The organism is Nisaea sp., from assembly GCF_034670185.1.
Lineage (GTDB): Bacteria > Pseudomonadota > Alphaproteobacteria > Thalassobaculales > Thalassobaculaceae > Nisaea.
Window position 1 is genome coordinate 1,688,267 of the sequence record NZ_JAXMNY010000001.1, and the last position, 18,908, is coordinate 1,707,174.

16 protein-coding genes and 1 pseudogene are annotated in these 18,908 nt (G+C 58.1%); 5 read left to right on the top strand and 12 right to left on the bottom strand.

Annotated elements, in window-relative coordinates:
- Positions 1 to 123 precede the first annotated feature (123 nt).
- The 3 genes and pseudogenes from VOI22_RS08065 to VOI22_RS08075 all read left to right on the top strand — a co-directional run.
- Positions 124 to 1,473 (top strand): class I SAM-dependent methyltransferase, encoded by a 1,350-nt coding sequence (locus VOI22_RS08065; RefSeq protein ID WP_323795998.1) that lies wholly within the window; start codon positions 124 to 126, stop codon positions 1,471 to 1,473.
- 100 nt (positions 1,474 to 1,573) lie between these two features.
- Positions 1,574 to 1,924, top strand: coding sequence for a hypothetical protein (locus VOI22_RS08070; protein WP_323795999.1), 351 nt, complete (start codon positions 1,574 to 1,576; stop codon positions 1,922 to 1,924).
- A gap of 30 nt (positions 1,925 to 1,954) precedes the next feature.
- A pseudogene (locus VOI22_RS08075) lies at positions 1,955 to 2,329 on the top strand (FkbM family methyltransferase); the annotation flags it as partial.
- A 9-nt stretch (positions 2,330 to 2,338) separates the two neighbouring features.
- Here the strand turns inward: VOI22_RS08075 and VOI22_RS08080 are convergent.
- From VOI22_RS08080 to VOI22_RS08120, 9 genes are all read right to left on the bottom strand, one after another.
- Positions 2,339 to 4,186, bottom strand: a complete 1,848-nt coding sequence (locus tag VOI22_RS08080; RefSeq protein WP_323796000.1) for an ABC transporter ATP-binding protein/permease — start codon at positions 4,184 to 4,186, stop codon at positions 2,339 to 2,341.
- Positions 4,187 to 4,431: 245 nt separating this feature from the next.
- Positions 4,432 to 7,254, bottom strand: coding sequence for a phosphoenolpyruvate carboxylase (gene ppc / locus VOI22_RS08085; protein ID WP_323796001.1), 2,823 nt, complete (start codon positions 7,252 to 7,254; stop codon positions 4,432 to 4,434).
- A gap of 198 nt (positions 7,255 to 7,452) precedes the next feature.
- A complete protein-coding gene (locus tag VOI22_RS08090) occupies positions 7,453 to 7,806 on the bottom strand; it encodes a HesB/IscA family protein (protein ID WP_028464567.1) in 354 nt (117 codons plus the stop codon).
- Between the two features lie 59 nt (positions 7,807 to 7,865).
- A complete protein-coding gene (locus VOI22_RS08095) occupies positions 7,866 to 8,267 on the bottom strand; it encodes an SUF system Fe-S cluster assembly protein (protein ID WP_028464566.1) in 402 nt (133 codons plus the stop codon).
- The gene (locus VOI22_RS08100) at positions 8,267 to 9,496 is read right to left on the bottom strand and encodes a cysteine desulfurase (RefSeq protein ID WP_323796002.1); all 1,230 of its coding nucleotides are present in this window, start codon (positions 9,494 to 9,496) and stop codon (positions 8,267 to 8,269) included. The genes VOI22_RS08095 and VOI22_RS08100 overlap by 1 nt, the downstream gene beginning before the upstream one ends.
- Positions 9,493 to 10,821: a Fe-S cluster assembly protein SufD gene (gene sufD / locus VOI22_RS08105; RefSeq protein WP_323796003.1), complete on the bottom strand. Its 1,329-nt coding sequence runs from the start codon at positions 10,819 to 10,821 to the stop codon at positions 9,493 to 9,495. The genes VOI22_RS08100 and sufD overlap by 4 nt, the downstream gene beginning before the upstream one ends.
- 20 nt (positions 10,822 to 10,841) lie before the next feature.
- The gene (gene sufC / locus VOI22_RS08110; protein WP_416366111.1) at positions 10,842 to 11,603 is read right to left on the bottom strand and encodes a Fe-S cluster assembly ATPase SufC; all 762 of its coding nucleotides are present in this window, start codon (positions 11,601 to 11,603) and stop codon (positions 10,842 to 10,844) included.
- A gap of 37 nt (positions 11,604 to 11,640) precedes the next feature.
- Positions 11,641 to 13,098 carry a Fe-S cluster assembly protein SufB gene (gene sufB / locus VOI22_RS08115; protein WP_323796004.1) on the bottom strand — a complete coding sequence of 486 codons (1,458 nt, stop codon included), beginning with the start codon at positions 13,096 to 13,098 and terminating at the stop codon, positions 11,641 to 11,643.
- Between the two features lie 55 nt (positions 13,099 to 13,153).
- Positions 13,154 to 13,621 (bottom strand): SUF system Fe-S cluster assembly regulator, encoded by a 468-nt coding sequence (locus VOI22_RS08120; RefSeq protein WP_323796005.1) that lies wholly within the window; start codon positions 13,619 to 13,621, stop codon positions 13,154 to 13,156.
- A 242-nt stretch (positions 13,622 to 13,863) separates the two neighbouring features.
- Between VOI22_RS08120 and VOI22_RS08125 the strand changes: the two genes are divergently transcribed.
- Together VOI22_RS08125 and VOI22_RS08130 are read left to right on the top strand one after the other, a co-directional pair.
- Complete coding sequence (locus VOI22_RS08125) at positions 13,864 to 14,745, top strand: DMT family transporter (protein WP_323796006.1); 882 nt, start codon at positions 13,864 to 13,866, stop codon at positions 14,743 to 14,745.
- A gap of 131 nt (positions 14,746 to 14,876) precedes the next feature.
- Positions 14,877 to 16,604, top strand: coding sequence for a hypothetical protein (locus tag VOI22_RS08130; protein ID WP_323796007.1), 1,728 nt, complete (start codon positions 14,877 to 14,879; stop codon positions 16,602 to 16,604).
- On the opposite strand, the gene VOI22_RS08135 is transcribed toward VOI22_RS08130, so the two are convergent.
- Genes VOI22_RS08135 through VOI22_RS08145 form a run of 3 tightly spaced genes read right to left on the bottom strand, consistent with a single transcriptional unit; the run spans position 16,601 to position 18,908 of the window.
- Positions 16,601 to 17,449 carry a DUF1194 domain-containing protein gene (locus tag VOI22_RS08135; RefSeq protein ID WP_323796008.1) on the bottom strand — a complete coding sequence of 283 codons (849 nt, stop codon included), beginning with the start codon at positions 17,447 to 17,449 and terminating at the stop codon, positions 16,601 to 16,603. The two genes, VOI22_RS08130 and VOI22_RS08135, sit on opposite strands and share 4 nt — an antisense overlap.
- A gap of 52 nt (positions 17,450 to 17,501) precedes the next feature.
- Positions 17,502 to 18,308, bottom strand: coding sequence for an alpha/beta fold hydrolase (locus tag VOI22_RS08140; protein ID WP_323796009.1), 807 nt, complete (start codon positions 18,306 to 18,308; stop codon positions 17,502 to 17,504).
- Between the two features lie 15 nt (positions 18,309 to 18,323).
- On the bottom strand, positions 18,324 to 18,908 hold the full coding sequence (locus tag VOI22_RS08145; RefSeq protein WP_323796010.1) for a peroxidase-related enzyme: 585 nt from the start codon (positions 18,906 to 18,908) through the stop codon (positions 18,324 to 18,326).

Genomic DNA, 18,908 nt, shown 5'->3' on the forward strand with positions numbered 1-18,908 from the left:
GCAGGATAACCGCAGAAATAGAAGAAACCTGCCGCGCACTTTTTGCTGCGGTGCCTAATTGAGTTTTAGGTTCACAGGCGTCGAGAAGCACGCGCACAAGGGCAGGGTTTGATGGCTCCCAAAGTGACGGTAATCACAACCTTCAACAACAAGGGACTTGAGCAGTATGGACGCGAGTCCATTCGCAGCTTCATCTCTTATTGGCCGGAGACTATTAATCTTGTCGTCTATTCAGAAGGCTTCACGCTGGAAGACGCCGCGCGTGTCCAATGCTACGACCTGAACACCGCAGCGCCGAGGCTGGTAACCTTCAAAAATCACTATGGCAAACAGCCGATGGCTAACGGCCATACGACAGAGGGCTACAACTACAATTTCGACGCTGTCAGGTTTTCGCACAAGATGTTCGCGATGTTTGCCGCCGCGGGCACTCTTGAGACGGATTATCTGGTCTGGCTAGACGGCGATGTGATCACGCATCAATCCGTACCGGATACACTGATTCCGGAAATGATGGATGGATATTTTGCCGCCTATCTCGGGCGCAAGGGAAAGCACAGCGAAACCGGCTTCCTCTGTTTCGACATGCGTCATCAGGAAGTTGGCGCCTTCTTCGAGACAATGGAGCGGGTCTACTTGTCCGGCGAGCTGTTCAAACTGAACGCATGGCACGATAGCGAAGTCTTCGATGTCACCCGCACGATCTTCGAGGCACAGGGCAAGATCAAAACACACGATCTCTCAGCGGATTTGTTCACCGCCGACCCCTTTTCCGAATGCCAACTATCGGAATTCATGAACCATCGTAAGGGGCAGCCCAAGACCACAGAGAGTCCAGTGCCCGTCATCACGGAAACCATGAACAATCCACAACGCTATGGGCAGATCCTGGACCTCATCAGGACCTTTAAGCCAGCAACGCTCGTGGAGGTCGGTACCTGGAACGGTCAGCGTGCAATCGAAATGGCATCTGCAGCCCTTCAGGGTCGGCAACAAGTCACATATCGCGGATATGACCTGTTCGAACTCGCCACGTCGGGGAACGATAAGGATGAGCTGAATGGAAAAAGCTGGGTCAAGCTTACCGAGGTCGACGAAAAACTGGCCAATTTTAAAGCGTCCCAACCTGGTTTCAGCTTTCATCTCGTTCGCGGTAGCTCCCTTGAGGCGCTGACAGAACAGGCGGTGGATTTTTGCTATATCGACGGCGGGCACGCAGTTGAAACCATTGCCCAGGATTTCAGCAAGCTGAGAGAGTCCGAAATCATTGTGTTCGATGACTACTATCTCAATGGTGTCGATATAGAGGCATTCGGCTGCAATAAGGTGATCGAGGCACTACCTCACCTCCTTCTGCCAATAGTCGACCGGTTCTCCAGCGGCCTTGCCATCGCGCTTGCCGTTGTAGCAAAACCTGAGAAACTGTCAGAAATTGGCCGCGTCTTCCCTCAGGCCATTAGGAAGAACACATGATCGTCCGCGCGCACAGATAAACAGCTAGAAGCAACACAGAATGTATCTGTTGATTCCGGGTGGCGCGATTTCGGCGAGCCAACACATTTAGCGACCCGCCATGAGCCCGAAAACCCGTATCAAAACCGCCGACGACGCCCTTGAGGCTATTGAGCAATACGAAAACAGGCTCCCGTTCTTCAACCTGCAGATCGAGGGCCGCACGATGAAGTTCGCGGTCCCGAACCACAAGTGCCTGTATTTTGCAACATCTCTTGAAGCAAGAGAGCCCGAGACAAACGCCTGGATAAGGGCGCTTCCAAGCGATGCCCTATTCTTCGATATCGGCGCCAATGTCGGGATATTCAGTATTCTGGCAGCGGCCAGCACAGATGCGTCGATTGTTGCGTTCGAACCGCATTTTGCAAATTATCATGCTCTTGTCCGGACAGTGATCGCAAACGGCCTGTAGGACCGTTTAAAGACCTTTCCGCTCGCGCTTTGTGATGAGCAAGGGTTTGGCAGCTTTTTCGTAGCCGACACAACGGCGGGAAAAAGCCTCAACCAATTCGGTGAGCCGAATGAGAACTACCGTCCGTCAGGCTCTGATTTTCTGGAGCTGACAGCAATATCATCGACTATGGATGCGTTCGTGAAGATGACCGGAACAGTCCCAACGCACATCAAGGTTGATGTCGACGGGCTCGAACTCTCGATCCTGAAAGGCGCCACTGATACACTGGCGAACGAGACTGTCGCTTCAGTCCTAGTCGAACTTGATGGCGAAGAGAGCAAAGACATCATTCTCTTTATGAGGGACCTAGGTTTTTCACTGCGCAATCTAGGCGAGCAGAACGCCATCTTTGACCGCCCCTGACCGTCGTACTCAGACTTCGGCGAGAGCTGACGCAATGCCCCCCTGCTGATTTTCTGAACTTTCACGCATCTGCTGCCGCCACATTGCGGCATAGATCCCGTCCTGCGACAGCAGCACATCATGATTGCCGCGTTCGGCGATCTCGCCGTCGCGCAGCACGATGATCTCGTGCGCGTCGACCACGGTCGAAAGGCGGTGGGCGATGACCAGAGTGGTGTAGTCCTGGCTGACCTCGGAGAGGCTGTTCTGGATCGCTTTTTCCGTCTGGCTGTCGAGTGCCGATGTCGCCTCGTCGAAGAGGAAGATCTTCGGTTGCTTCAGCAATGTCCGGGCAATCGCGACACGTTGTTTTTCACCGCCAGAGAGTTTCAGCCCGCGCTCGCCGACCGTGCTTTCATATCCGTCCGGCAGGCTTACGATGAAATCATGGATCCGGGCCAGACGGGCAGCCTCCTCGATTTCGGCTGTGCTTGCATCGGGCCGGCCGTAGGCGATGTTGTAGTAGATGGTATCGTTGAACAGGACAGTGTCCTGCGGAACGATCCCGATAGCCCGCCTCAGGCTCTCTTGCGTGACTGAGCGGATATCCTGACCGTCGATCAGGATCGCGCCTTCGTCGATATCGTAAAAGCGGAACAGCAGCCGGGAGATGGTCGATTTTCCGGCACCGCTCGGGCCGACCAGCGCAACGGTCTTGCCTGCCGGCACATCGAAGCTGATCCCCTTTAGAATGCCGCGTTCCGCCGAATAACCGAACTTCACGTTGTCGAACCGAACCGCGCCTTTCTCGACCACAAGATCTTTCGCGTCCGCCGCGTCCTCGATCTCCGCCTCCTCATCGAGCAACAGGAACATCTGCTGCATATCCGTCAGGGACTGCTTGATCTCTCGATAGACGAAACCGAGGAAGTTCAGCGGCATATAGAGCTGGATCAGATAGGTATTCACCATCACGAAATCGCCGACAGACGCTTTGCCGGCGGCGATATCACCGCCCGCGAGCGCCATGACGACCATCAAGCCGACGGCGATGATCCCGCCCTGACCGACATTGACCAGTGACAGGCTGGTCCGGCTTTTGACCGCCGCGTCCTCATAGCTCCGCATGGAGCGGTCGTAGCGCTCCTCCTCATGCGTCTCGTTGCCGAAATATTTGACGGTTTCATAGTTCAGCAGGCTGTCGACCGCGCGAGTGTTCGCGCGGTTGTCCATCGTGTTCATCCGGCGCCGGATCTTCAGCCGCCATTCCGTCACCAGCATGGTGAAGGTGATGTAGGAGAAGATCGTTCCAAAGGTGGCGATGGCATAGCGGAAGTCGAACATCCACCAGAGCACGCCGCAGACCAGAAAGATCTCGAACAGCGTCGGCAGGATATTGAAGAGCATGAAATTGAGCAGGAACTCGATGGCCTTCGTGCCCCGCTCGATCACCCGGGTCAGCCCGCCGGTCTGGCGATCCAGATGGAAGCGCAGGGAGAGCCGGTGCAGGTGCCGGAACGTCTTGATGGCGACCGCGCGGATCGCCCGTTGGGCGACACGGGCAAAGAAGAACTCGCGCAACTGGGCGAAGGCCTGCTGGCCAAGGCGCGTCATGCCGTAAGCAACAACGATCCACAACAGGACCGTGAAATCGAACTTGTCGCCCGAGATCAGGTCGACCGCTTCCTTGTAGAGGATCGGGACATAGACCGACGCCGCCTTCGCCAGAACAAGGCAGGCAATTGCCACCACCACCCGCGCCCGCATCTCGAACTGACCTTTCGGCCAGAGATAGGGCAGCAGGGATTTTATCGTATCAAGGTCGGCAGTCGCCGGCGGATCGGACTCGGTCAGATTAGCGGTCGGTCGACGTGACATAAAACTTCCTGTCGGGCAGCGCCGGGTGGCGCACCCCGCTTATTGCTTTGTTCGATAAATATGGAACTATAAACCATATGCACAAGGCTATTCATCGGCGCATGCGCCCGTGAACGGCAGACGGAACCTGTAGCACCGGTTCATTCTGGCTGGAGCTTCACAGCTTTGGCTATTAGCCGGGACTATGCCGCAACCATCCTTCCGGTGGGAAGAATGAAATAGGTTCCAATACAGGCGTTAATCGCTTAGCCGCTGTTGCGGAGCCCCGCTGAAATCCCGTTGATGGTCAGCTGTATGCCCCGCAAGACCTTTGGATCGTCCGCATCCCGGCGATAGTCGCGGAGCAGGTTGACCTGCAGGTGATTGAGCGGGTCGAGATAGGGGAACCGGTTCGAGATCGACCGAGACAGCAAGGGGTTTCCGTCCAGCAGGGTCTCATCCTGCATGATCTGCAGCAAAGCTTCGATGGATGCTTCCCGCTCATCACGGATCCGGTGGAAGATCGCATCCCGTAATTGCTCATCCTCGACCAGTTCGGCATAGCGCGAGGCAATTGCGATATTGGTCTTGGAGAGAACCATCGCCATGTTCGAGAGCTGCGCCTTGAAGAACGGCCATTCCCGATACATCGTGCGAAGACGCTCCAGGCCATCCTCGGGATGCGCCACCAGCCATGCCTGGAACGCACTGCCGACGCCGTACCACCCGGGTAGCATCAGGCGGCATTGCGACCAGCTGAAAACCCAGGGAATGGCGCGCAGATCCGCTATCTTGCCGAGTTTCTTCCGGGAAGCCGGGCGCGAACCGATATTGAGGGTGGCGATCTCATTGATGACCGTCGAGCCCCAGAAGTACTCGTCGAAACGCGGGGTTTCATAGACCAGCGCGCGATAGGCCTTGAAAGCGCTGGCCGACAATTCCTCCATCGCCTCCAGGAATTCAGGCGGAACGTCGTCCCGGTCCGGCCGCAACAGCGAGGCTTCAAGGCAAGCGGCGGCAAGGATCTCCAGGTTTCGGCGACCGAGATCCGGATTGGTGTACTTGCTGGAGATGATCTCGCCCTGCTCGGTCAGACGGATCTGGCCATCCACGGCGCCGGCCGGCTGGGCAAGTATAGCTTCGAAACTCGGACCGCCGCCGCGCCCGACAGTGCCGCCACGGCCATGAAACAGGCGCAGCCGGACATTGTGATGCCGGAACAGCTCGATCAGCGCGATCTCGGCCTTGTAGAGCTCCCAGCCGGACGTCAGATAGCCGCCGTCCTTGTTGCTGTCGGAATAGCCGAGCATGACTTCCTGAACGCCGCCAAGATCATCCACCAGAGCGCGATAGGCCGGGATTGACAGAAGCCGGTCCATGATGCCGACGCAATTGCGCAAATCCTCGATGGTCTCGAACAGCGGGACGATATTGACGGCACTCCGGCCTTCCGGCGTGACCAGGCCGACTTCCTTCAGAAGGATTGCCAGTTCGAGCAGGTCCGAGACGCTCTGGGTGTTGGAGATGATCGCGGTGGTAATCGCACGCGGCCCATAACGCCGGTGCGCCGCCGAAGCAGCCCTGAAGATCGCCAGCTCCTTCTCGGTTTCCTCCGAATAGCTCTCGAACGGACGCAGGAGCGGGCGGAGATTGCCCAGCTCCGATGACAGCAGAGTAACCCGCTCATCCTCTTCCAGAGCCGTGTAGTCGGGCACCGCCCCAACTGCCTGCAGCAGATCCCCCACGGTGCGGGCATGCACCTCAGAATTTTGCCGCATATCCAGGGTGGCAAGATGGAAGCCGAAGCAATCGACCGCACGCCGCAGGCGGCGCAGACGCCCTTCGGTCAGCTGACGAGAGCCATGCGCGACCAGAGAGGCATGCACTATGTCCAGGTCCGCGCGCAGGGCTTCAGGGCTCTCATATTTGACAAATGCAGAGTGCTCTTCGCTCGCCATGGGCGGTATTCCGTGCGCGGGCAACACATCAGTCGGCAAAGGCTCCTTCACGGCGTCCAGCGTAGCCGCGACCCGGCTGCCGATACCCGAGAGCGCACGGCGATAAGGCTCCAGCACGGTGTGTTGCGAGACGTCGTCCGCGTTGACCGCAAGTGCGGCCAGCTCCTCCGATACCGATACGATACGCAGCGAGAGGGAGAGCTCGTCCTCCAGCTTCTCAAGCTCCGACCTATAAAAGCCGAGCACGCGCTCACTCTGCATCTGCAGGGTTCGCTCCACGACAGTAGCGGTCACGAACGGATTGCCGTCCCTGTCACCACCGATCCAGCTGCCGATACGCAGAAAAGACGCCAGCTCGACAGGCTGTTCGCTCCCGTCCATGGTCGTATCCATGGCAGAAATCCGGTCTTCGAGACGGCAATAGAGACGCGGCAACTCCCGGAAGAAGGTGTAGTCGTAATATGTCAGGCCGTTCTCGACCTCATCCGCCACATCAAGCCGGCTCTGGCGCAGCAAATTGGTCTGCCAGAGCGTCAGGATCGCCCGGCCGAGCTTGGCGTCGATATCCTCCGCCTCTTCCGCCGTCCACGGTCCCCTCTCCAGCTTGGCGATGAGATCGGCGACAGCCATTTCACGGCGCATCGTGCTCTTGCGGCGCACTTCCGTCGGATGCGCCGTCAGCACCGGGCTCACCAATGCGTTTCGAAAGAAAGCTTCGAGACCGCCAGCCGAAAACCCGGCTTCGGCAGCACGGCCGAGTGCCGCTTCGATCGATCCTCCACGGGCTGCTGAGCCGGCAATATCGTGTGCCCGGTTCCGGCGGGTGTGGTGAAGGTCCTCGGCAATATTCGCGAGGTGCGAGAAGTAACTGAATGCCCTGATCACCTGTACCGACTGGTCCGGGTTCAGACGCTCGAGAATGCTCTCGAGTTCCTGCTTCGCCGTCAGTTCGTCATCGCGATGAAAGCGGATTGAGGTCTGCCGGATATTCTCGATGATATCGAAAACATCCTGACCTTCCTGCTCCCTGACAGTGTCGCCGAGCAGGCGCCCCAGGAGCCGGATATTCTCGCGCAGCGGCGCGTCCTTGCCGTCTTCAATCTTGGAATCCAGACGCGTCTCATCGGGCATCGCGACCTCACATCTTCAAATGACGTGCGCCTCTCTCGAGTCCGGGCCGTGTCGCACAGGCCTTTGTTCGCGAGCGCAACATTCTGATTATAGGGGAGGCCGATACGGCACGTCGGTCAAGGGATCTTTACAGCGCAAAGACCGAGGATATCCCGCACGGATTCGACCTATGGGAAGTTTACTGAAAGGCCTTCAAACTCAGGAAGCGACGTTGAAGCTCTCGCCACAGCCGCAGCGGCTTTCTTCGTTCGGATTATTGAAGACGAAACCCGAATAATATTTGTCTTCCTGGAAATCCATTTCGGAGCCGAGGATGAACATCACGGATGTCGGATCGACAAAGATAGTGACACCCTTGTCCTCCACCATGTCCTCGAATTTCTTCCGCTCTTTGGCGTACTCGACGAAATAGCTGAGGCCGGAGCATCCCTTGGCTTTCACGCCAACGCGCAGTCCAAGAACACCGTCCTCGGGTTTTGCCGCCATCAGGGACTTAACCCTTTCCGCGGCGGCGTCCGTCAATGTGATCGGGGCTTTACCGGGCTGAAACATGTTGTCTCTTTCCTCTGTCTAGCCTGTCGTCTTTATATAGTGATGATCTGGATCAAATTCTAGAACATGTTGAGTGCGAGGCGTGCCTCGTCGCTCATCCGTTCCGGTGTCCAGGCCGGCTCCCAGCTCAACTCTACCTGCACCCGGCCAACTCCTTTGACGCTTGCGGCCTTCTCGCCAACATCAATTGGAAGCTGCCCGGCAACCGGACAGGCCGGTGCTGTTAGCGTCATCAGAATTTTGACATCGCCATTATCCTTGATATCGATCTCGTAGATCAATCCCAGCTCGTAGATGTCGACCGGGATTTCCGGATCGTAGACTTCTTTCAATGCGAGGATGATCTCATCTTCCGTGGCTACACGTACGCCTTCGGCAAGCGGCTCACCGACTTCGGCAACGATGCCTTCTTCCGGCGGCGGGATATCCAGAAAGTCATGCATTCCGGGACCAGGCTGCATCACGAAAAGATCTCCCTCACCTTTTCCAGACTGTCGACGAGTGCGTCGATGTCCTGACGGGTGTTGTAAAGGCCGAGACTGGCCCGGGCCATGGCCGGCACATCGAACCGCTCCATCAAGGGCTGGGCGCAATGGTGCCCGGCGCGCACCGCAACACCGGCCTGGTCGATGATCGTCGAAATATCGTGCGGATGGGCGCAATCCATGACGAAGGACAACACACTCGCCTTGCCCGGCGCCGTGCCGATCAGACGCAGCCCCTCGACGGAGGCCAGACGCTGGGTCGCGTATGTCAGCACGTCGGCCTCATGCGCACCGATTGCCGACATGCCAATGGCATTAACATAGTCGACCGCAACCCCGAGACCGTAGGCCTGGACGATCGGCGGCGTGCCCGCCTCGAACTTGTGCGGCAGGTCCGCCCAGGTCGATTTAGCGATCGTAACCGTGTTGATCATGTCGCCGCCGCCCTGCACCGGTGGCATTTTCTCCAGCAATTCTTCCTTGCCGTAGAGAATACCGATCCCGGTCGGACCGTAGAGCTTGTGCCCGGAGAAAGCGTAGAAATCACAATCGATATCGACTACGTCGACCGGCATATGCGTGACGCCCTGCGCCCCGTCCACGACCAGGATCGCACCGGCCTTGTGGGCCAGCGCGGCGATCTCCTTCACCGGCAGGACGGTCCCGAGGACGTTCGAGACATGCGGCACGGAGATGATCTTCGTCCGATCCGTGATCAAAGCTTCCAGCGCGGAGAGGTGAAACGCCCCCTCCTCGTCGACATCGGCGGCCTTGAGCACCAGCCCCTTCTCGTCCCGAATCATCTGCCACGGCACGATGTTGGAGTGATGCTCCATCGTGGTGATGATGATCTCGTCGCCTTCCTCAAGGAAGGCACGGGCATAGGATTGTGCAACGAGGTTGAGCGCGTCGGTGGTGCCACGGGTATAGACGATCTCGTGGCTGTGCTTGGCATTGATGAAGGCCTGAACCTTCTCCCGCGCGCCTTCGTAACGCGCTGTCGCGAGCTCACTCAGATAATGCAGACCGCGATTGACGTTCGAATATTCCGCCTCATACATCCGCGTCACGGCTTCAATTACCTGACGCGGCTTCTGAGCCGACGCTGCCGAGTCGAGATACACCAGCGGCTTGCCGCGAACTTCCATCGACAAGATCGGGAAATCCTGCCGGATCAGGTCAACGTCGTACCCTGCCTCGCTCATGCCGCCGCGTCCTCTCTTTTCGCGCGCTCCGCCAGCCAGTCGGTAATTTTCGCACCGAAGGCCTGGGCAACGGAATCCATCCGGATTTCTTCCAGAGCATCGCGGAGGTAAGCCTCGATCAGCATATTGCGGGCGTCGTGTTCCGCAATGCCGCGGGCTTTCAGGTAGAAGAGCTGATTATCATCAAGTTCGCCCACCGTTGCGCCGTGGCTGCACTTCACGTCATCGGCATAGATTTCCAGCTCCGGCTTGCTGTCGATTTCCGCCTTGCGGGACAGCAACAGGGCCCGGTTCATCTGGTAACCGTCAGTCTTCTGCGCCGGGCGCTGCACCAGGATCTTGCCTTGGAAGACGCCGCGTCCGTTTTCGTCCAGAACGCCCTTGTAGATTTCGCGCGACTGGCTGTTCGGCTTGGCATGCTCGATGAAGGTTGTGTTGTCGAGATGCTGGTTGGCCGCCGCCATATAGACGCCATTCACAGCATAAAGGATCTCGGAGCCATCCAGCTTGCCGCGGATTTCGTTCCGGGCCAGCTTGGAGCCGCAGGACAGGGCGAAGTTGTCGTAGATCACCTTCTCGCCACAGGTCACATGCGTCATGGCCACGTGATAGGCCGAACGGGCCTCATTCTGCAGCTTGTAATGATGGAAGATCGCCTCGTCCTCGACCGTGACATGGGTCACGGAATTGGAAAAGTAGCTACCCTCGCCCACACCGACATGGCTTTCGACCAACGTCGCCTTGGCGTTCGCACCAACCCAGACAACATTGCGCGGCGCGAAAGCAACCGGCTCGTCACCGGCTGTGCCAATGGAGATGATGTGGATCGGCTTTGCGATATCGGCGTTCTTGGCGACCTCGATCAGCACACCACCGGTAATCCCGGCCGTGCTGAGAGCCGCAAGCGGCAACCCGTCGATAGCGCTCTCGTCCTGGAGCGCATGTTTGACGGCTCCGCCGTCCCGTTCCATCGCTTTCGAAAGCGGCGTGATCGCCAAGCCGACGGGCAGGTTGTCGAGCGCCGAACGGCCTTCGTCGAGCCGGCCGTTCACCAGGACGATCTCAATCCCCTTGATGTCCGCGACGCTGTCGCGCGGAATCTCAACTGGTTCCAGATCAGCCGACGGCGCCGCGAAGGCAAGGCCGCCGAGTCCGCGCAGGCTGGTATACTTCCAGGCCTCAGTCCGGTTCGTCGGCAGGCCGAGGGTTTCGAATGTCTGCGCACCCGCAGCTGTAACCGCCCCGAACCAGTCCGGCGCACCGTCAACGGGCGTCGCGCTGAAAGCCTTCAGCAACGCATTGTCATTTGCCATATCGTTCGGCATGTCTCGTTCTCCGAACCTGTTCAGGCAGCCTTGCCGGTGAAATCGGCATAGCCCTTTTCCTCGAGCTCAAGCGCGAGTTCCTTGCCGCCCGAACGCTGGATCTTGCCTGCCGCCATGACATGCACGAAGTCCGGCTGGATATAGTCGAGCAGGCGCTGATAGTGCGTGATCAGCAGCATGCCACGATTCTCGTTGCGCAGCGCGTTCACGCCGTCGGCAACGATCTTCAGGGCATCGATATCAAGGCCGGAATCGGTCTCGTCCAGGACGCAAAGGGTCGGCTCAAGTACCGCCATCTGCAGGATCTCGTTCCGCTTTTTCTCACCACCGGAGAAGCCGACATTCACGGCGCGTTTCAGCATGTCGTCGCCCATTTCGAGCGCCTTCGCCTTCTCGCGTACGAGCTTGAGGAACTGCATCGCGTCCAGCTCTTCCTCGCCGTGATACTTGCGCTTGGAATTCAGCGCTTCACGCAGGAATGTCATGCCTGGAACGCCCGGGATTTCCACCGGATACTGGAAAGCCAGGAAGACGCCTTCATTGGCGCGTTCGTTCGCTTCCAGCTCGAGCAGATCCTTGCCGTCGAAGGTCACTTCACCTTCGGTCACCTCATAGCCGTCGCGGCCAGCCAGCACGTAGGACAGCGTGCTTTTGCCAGACCCGTTCGGGCCCATGATCGCATGCACTTCGCCGGGCTGGATGACGAGGTCGATCCCTTTCAGGATTTCCTTGTCTTCCTCTTCCAGTGAGGCGTGCAGATTCTTGATTTCCAACAGGGCCATATCTCTCTCCGAGCGTATTATTTGATATTCCGGCGCGTCAGCCGACGCTGCCTTCAAGACTGATACCGATAAGTTTTTGAGCCTCGACGGCGAATTCCATTGGAAGCTCTTTCATGACTTCCTTGCAGAATCCGTTGACGATTATGGAGACCGCGTCCTCTTCCGAAAGACCGCGCTGAGAACAGTAGAAAAGCTGGTCTTCGCTGATCTTCGAGGTCGTCGCCTCATGCTCGATCCGGGCAGAGGGATTGCGGGATTCGATGTAGGGCACCGTGTGGGCGCCGCACTGATCGCCAATCAAGAGGCTGTCGCACTGGGTGTAGTTGCGGGCGCCTTCGGCCCCCGGCAGCACTTTGACCAGACCGCGATAGGTGTTGTCCGCCTTGCCCGCACTGATGCCCTTGGAGATGATCGTCGACTTCGTGTTCTTGCCGATATGGATCATCTTGGTGCCGGTATCGGCCTGCTGGGCATTGTTGGTAATGGCGACGGAATAGAATTCACCGACCGAATTATCGCCCTGCAGGATGCAGCTCGGGTATTTCCAGGTAACGGCGGAGCCGGTTTCCACCTGGGTCCAGGAGATCTTCGAGCTGTCGCCGCGACAGGCGCCACGTTTGGTCACGAAGTTGTAGATGCCGCCGGCACCGGTGTCGTCGCCCGGATACCAGTTCTGCACCGTCGAGTACTTGATCTCCGCTTCCTTCATTGCGACCAGCTCAACCACGGCAGCATGGAGCTGATTCTCGTCACGCTGCGGGGCTGTGCAACCTTCCAGATAGGAGACGTAGGAGCCCTCTTCGGCAATGATCAGGGTGCGCTCGAACTGTCCGGTGTTTTCCGCGTTGATGCGGAAATATGTGGAGAGTTCCATCGGGCAGCGCACGCCCTTCGGGATGTAGACGAAGGAGCCGTCGGTGAAGACGGCGCAGTTCAGCGTCGCGAAGTAGTTGTCGGAATACGGGACGACCGAGCCGAGATACTTCTTCACCAGCTCCGGATGCTCCTTGATGGCTTCCGAAATGGAGCAGAAGATGACGCCGTATTCGGCGAGCTTCTTGCGGTAAGTCGTTGCAACTGACACGGAATCGAACACTGCATCGACCGCAACCACGCCAGCGAGAATTTCCTGCTCTTTCAGCGGAATGCCGAGCTTCTCATAGGTACGCAGAAGCTCTGGATCAACCTCGTCCAGACTGTTCAGCTTCTCTTTAACCTTGGGTGCTGCGTAATAATAGATGTCGCTCAGATCAATGGGTGTGTACGCAACCTTCGCCCAGTCCGGCTCTTCCATGGTCTTGAAGTGCTCGTAAGCCTTCAGGCGCCATTCCAGCATCCATTCCGGCTCTTCCTTCTTCGCCGAAATGAAGCGGATCACCTCTTCGCTGAGACCCTTCGGAGCCATTTCAGACTCGATGTCGGTGACGAAACCGTACTTGTATTTCTCGGTTCCGAGCTGCTCGACCTGTTCGATTGTCTCGACAGTTGCCGCCATGATCGTGTTATCCCGCTATCTTAAACGCTCGTTCAATTGCACTCGAATTCGTCCGTCAGCTGTCAGCCGTCACTGGCTGACGCGTCCCCGCCGCGGCGGGTTGCAACGGAAACATTTCCGTCGGGTCCAGAAGATCAGCCAGAGTGACCTCCTCCAGCGCCCGCCTCACGGCGAGATTCACCCTGTTCCAGTTCCCGCTTATTGGGCAGGAGTTACTGACCTCGCACTGGCCGTCGCTGTCATCCACACAAGCTGTCAGCGCGATCGGACCATCAATGGCCTGCACTATGGCCGCGACAGTCACCTGCTCCGCCGTCCGGTCCACCGAATAACCGCCATTCGCCCCGCGATGTGAGGTTATGAGACCCACGCCGGCAAGGATCTTCAGCAGCTTCGAGACAGTCGGAAGCGGTATCGCCGTTGTTTCGGACAGTGCCGCAGCGGTCCGCACACGACCGGGGTCGCGGGCCATCTGGCCCAGCACCACAACCGCATAGTCAGTCATCTTGTTCAGTTTCAGCATCGCACCGTCCATAAAGCGGACTAAATTCGTACCGATTAATTAACCCGGCTGGCGGGGAAATCAACACGAAACTCAGAAACCGGTGATTTTTTTTGAAAGATTCTAAATCGGGACCGGCACTGAGACCGGGGATACATTCGGGAAGACCCCGGCGAGGAAATGTCGCAAGATGCCGACCACTTGCCGCTGGGCATCTCCTGCCTGCGATATGATCTGCATCAAATACCCAAAGAAGCCCTCCCATGTCCACGACGAACCAGCCTTCTCAGCCCTTGCTCGCGGTCCTCTGGATGATGGGCGCTCTTGCCTCTTTCACCTCGATGGCCGTGGCTGCGCGCGAGCTGACCCAGGAAATTTCGGTTTTCCAGGTAACCTTCATGCGGACAGTGATCTGCCTGATCCTGCTCAGCCCCTACGCCTGGAAACTCGGTCGCACCGGTCTGAAGACAGCACGCCTGAAAGTGCATCTCGGCCGAAATATTATTCATTTTGGCGGGCAACTCGGCTGGATCTTCGGCGTCAGCGTGCTGCCGCTGGCCGCTGTCTTCTCCCTCGAATTCAGCGCCCCGATCTGGACCGCCATCCTAGCCGCAATATTTCTGAAGGAGCGCTTGACACGGATACGGGTCATTTCAGTGCTCCTCGGGTTTGCCGGAATTCTGGTGATCCTGCGGCCCGGTTCCGAGCTGTTGCAGCCAGCTTCTTTCGCGGTGATCGGTGCTGCCGTCTGTTTCGCCTGCACATACGTCTTCACCCGAGGCCTCGCCTCTACGGAAAGCGCCTTCAAGATCATCTTCTATATGAACCTGATCCAGCTCCCGATGGGCCTGGTTCCATCCATCATGCTCTGGGTCGAGCCGTCCGTGGACGTTTATCCTTATATTGCCGTGCTCGGCGTCGGCGGAATCACGTCGCATTACTGCATCGCCCGGGCCATGGCTCATGCGGATGCAACTATCGTCAGCCCTCTGGATTTCCTGAGGCTGCCCTTGGTCGCTGTTATCGGATTCTGGCTCTACCACGAACCATGGAACCCCTATGTCCTGATCGGTGGCGCCATTACCTTTTCCGGCAATCTCCTGAATATCTGGAACGAGCAAAAAGCGAGCAAGCATAAAGGGTAGTTCTAACACGACAACCAACAGACCATTTGCCGGACCGGCCACCATCATTAGTCCCGTTTCGGGAAACGTCTTTATCCATCACCGTTTTCCCAATAAAATAACCGGAAAATCGACGGAGATAGTCGAACAGAATGCTTCGTAAGAAGACCTTAGAGATCCTGACGCTCAGGGAGGGATCGTGGGCTATCGAAAGTGCCGCTGACGATCTTGAGATTGCGCAGAAAGCTGCGCTGCAGTTTCTCGGCAAGCCCGGCGTCATGGGTGTGCGCGTTCTCAAGGAATCCGTTGGCGATATCGGCAACCCCGCTCCGGGCGATATTCTGTTTGAAAAATTGCGTTCCACGGGTGGCGCCGACCGTATCGCTGTCGGTGAACCCAGCAGCCTGGCACCGGTATGCGAGGATATAGAGGACCTGTTCCATGGAGGTGGCCGAACCACGGTCAACCGTCTGTTCCGGGCCTATCTCGACAAGAATACCGTGACCGCAACCGAGGTCATGCACAACGCTCGCGAAATGAAGCGGATCATGGATTTTGAGAGCATGCTGCCTTCGGCCATCTCCAAGGTCGCGCAGATGCAATCCCGAAGCGAAGACAGCCCGACGATGGGCGAGCGGCAAAACACCCTCTTTGGTTTTGCCGACCGTCTGAATAAACGGGCCAAGCAGGCCGAAAGCCTCGATCTCCCATCGCTTGCGAACGTCGAAATCAATGAAGCGATCCATCAGATCAACAAGAAATCTAACGGTGAGGCGCCGGGCTATCTGTTCCGGGTCGCCGCCAGCCGGGAACTTATCAATGTCCGGAACTGGTGGGGCAAATTTGCCATGTCCGTTGACTGGGCCGGTGCCTGCAAGTCCGATCCGGCGCTTGCCAATCTTGACTGGTTCATCAGCGATGCGCTGAGCAATGCGTCGGTCCTGCAGGATCTGCTCGGCGATCAGGATAGCCTTGCGGACGCGCTGATCTCCCTGATCGAGATTGCCGATGGCGTCCGTTCAATCGATACGGAGAAGGCTCAGGACGCGACCTCGACCGAGGCAACCGCGGCCAAGATAAACGGCTTGTTCAAAGCCTCCAAACTGCCGGAATCCAAGCTTGCGGTGATGGAGCGGGTATGCCGTCAGCTACAGGGCAGCGGCGCCTTGACCAAGGACGGCGCCGAGGAGCCGAAAGTGTTCCGGGAAATGCTGCTGCGACTAATCCCGGGAACTGAACTGACAGGCGGCCCTGAGATGGCCGAAGCCATCACTCATCGGCAGTCTCATATCATCAACAAGGGCGGTGAAGGCGGCCTGAAGGCAGCGACAGCCAGCGTCCTGCCCGCACTCCGCGACCCGGGCCGCAAGGCGGGCTATCTGCTCTCCCTGATAGAGAGCGACCTCGGTAAAGACCTGTTGAAGGATGAGATTGAGCAGCATCTGAACGGCTTGTTCATGACCCCCGAATCCGTCCACCAGATCGTGCGTACCGGAGCTCCGAACAAGAAGATGGAAAAGATCACCTCCATCTTCTACCGGATTCAGAAATCAAACCTGCCCGACTCACGCAAGGCGCAACTGACACAGCATCTGGACGAATTGCTGGCAAGCTATGTGGTCGACGGAAAGATCCTCGACCGGTTGGACGATCCGAATAAACCATTACATATCCGCGCCTTCATGCTGGTCAGCATGTGCCAGCCGGAAATGCTCCCCGACGGCAAGGCCTCAAAACTCGCACGGGAAATCATCGTCAAACATCTGCGCCGCCCGAATTTCGAAACCGAGCTGGTCGCGCAGGTTCCTGACGAAGCGAAGAAAGAAAAGATCCTGCGGGACTTCCATGTGCAACTGCACCGAAGCGGGTTCTTCAACTAGTCGTCACCCCTGTTGAGGAATTCGTGGAGTTGCTGCTCCCCGATATCACACTCATAAGGCTTTGCTCTTCCCCCCATTTGCACCGGCATGGCCCGGACGGGTCTTACAGGAGTCATACCGGCAACTTCCAGGATCATCTTGCGCCTGACGGCAGCGGCAAAAGACCGGATCCCCTTGGCGACAATAACGAAAGCGCCGCTGCCGCCGATCACGCATTCCTCATAGTAAACGTCCAGATCGACCAGCTTCGGAAATCCGTAGGGTGATGGCCGCTCATTGAGAATCGGAAGCGCGTTGATGGTAATGCCGCTGGCAACTGCCAGATCGCGTGCCTCGTCGACCTTGGCACCAGTGTTGTTCGGGCCGTCGCCTGAGATATCGATCACCTGCCGCTCAGCGAAAAACCTTGGATCACGGAACCAGTCGGTGGCGAATTTGAGCATGTTTCCGATAGAGGTGCGCCGCCCTGCCATGTGCGGCCGGACGTTGAGATCCTCAGCCACGGCATAGGCAGCTTCACGGCTGTCGATCAGGCTCCAGTCGACGACAACCCGCTGATGATCGCCGCCGGCCCATTCGACGTAGCTGAGAGCGATCCTGCCGGTCTGGCCGGACAGGATTGTGTTGATGACGGTCTCGTCCTTCAGCGCCTTCACATAGCCGTCGCGCTGAAGGTCGGATTCCCAGAAATCGATGGAGCCCGAAACGTCAACGGCCAGCAAAAGCTTCAGATCGACGAGTTGGGGCGGGTTTTGCGCGAAAGCCGATACTGGTGACAGAAAAGCCGAGAGCAGCGCCCCGCACATAATCTTACGCCAACCACCGACAAGACCTGAGAGCGGCATATCAGACGACCTCCGCCTGTATTAGCGCGTAAATCCCGCCTCGGTGGCAAGCCTATGATGCAAAGAAGTCCCTCAAGAGCGCGTTATAGGCCTCCGCTACTTCCAGGTAAGGCGCATGTCCGGCACCGTCGAGCCGGACATGGCGTCCCGCAGGATAGAGCGCGGCCAGAGCTTCCGACTGGCGCCCGGAGACAACCTTGTCACCCGCACCGGAGATCAGCAGCACCGGGCACTTGATGCTCGGCGCATTCGGCCTTGTGTCCGCGTGGTGCAGCATGGTTGCGCAGGTGCGCAGCCCGGGCGCGGTAACCCCGCCGGCGATCTCCTGAACCTGGGCACGAATGTCGCCTGGTGTACCGTCGGCAACCATCATCCCGGAGCGAGCCGCCGCATATTTCGCACTGCCTTCCGTCTCCAGCGCGGCAATCCGTGTCGCATAGCTGCCGGAAATCGGCTCGCTCGCCGGGGCCGCACTGCCTGAATGTGTGCAGGACAGCACCATATGCTGCACCCTGTCGCCCGCCTCGGCGGCAACCGCCTGCGCTACCACCCCACCCATGGAATGACCGATCACGGAGAATTTCTCGACGCCGAGATGATCGAGCAGCGCCAACGCAAGAACGGCAAACGCCGTCTGGTCCGGACCGACCACCATGGTCTGACCGTAACCCGGCGCATCCCAGCCGATGATATGGAACGCATCGGACAAGTCCGCATACTGGGCTTTCCACGTCCGCGAATTACCGCCCAGACCGTGCAGAGCCAGGATCACCGGCTTGCCCTCTCCAGCTCCTGTTTCTCGGTAGGACACGCGCCCGGCCGCCGTTTCAACACGTTTGGCTTGAGGTTCCATAGTCATGGATCAGTCCTCCGATTAACCGCGGGCGGATGCATGGTACTCGGGATTGGGCATCAGATGCACGGCGCTCGCGACCCGGTTCGACATGTTGAAGAACCCGGCGACATTGGCGATGTCCCAGATGTCGCGGTCGGAAAAGCCTGCATCGCGCAGGGATTGGCGATCCGTCTCTGCCATATCGTAGGGCGTCCTTGTCAGCTTCTCGACAAAAGCCACCATCGCCCGCTCACGCTCATCAAGATCGGCGTAGCGGTGATTGAAGACGAGCCCTTCCCCCAGCTCCGGACGGCCAGACAAGTCCCGCACCGCCGCACCGTGGGCCACCAGGCAGTAATAACAATGGTTCACGGAGGAAACGACGACCGCAATCATCTCCCTCTCCAGCTTGCTGAGCCCCGACGGGCCCAGCATCAGGGTGTTGTAGAGCGTGGTGAAGCCGCGCAAATGGGTGTCGTCAAAGCTGTAGGCCTTGAGCACGTTTGGCACCATGCCAAGCTTTTCCACACAAATATCCCAGTATTTCCGGGTTTCCTCGGACAGATCGTCGATATTCGGCACTGGCAGCCCGACTTCCAGGGCATGCACTTTTTCTTCAGACAC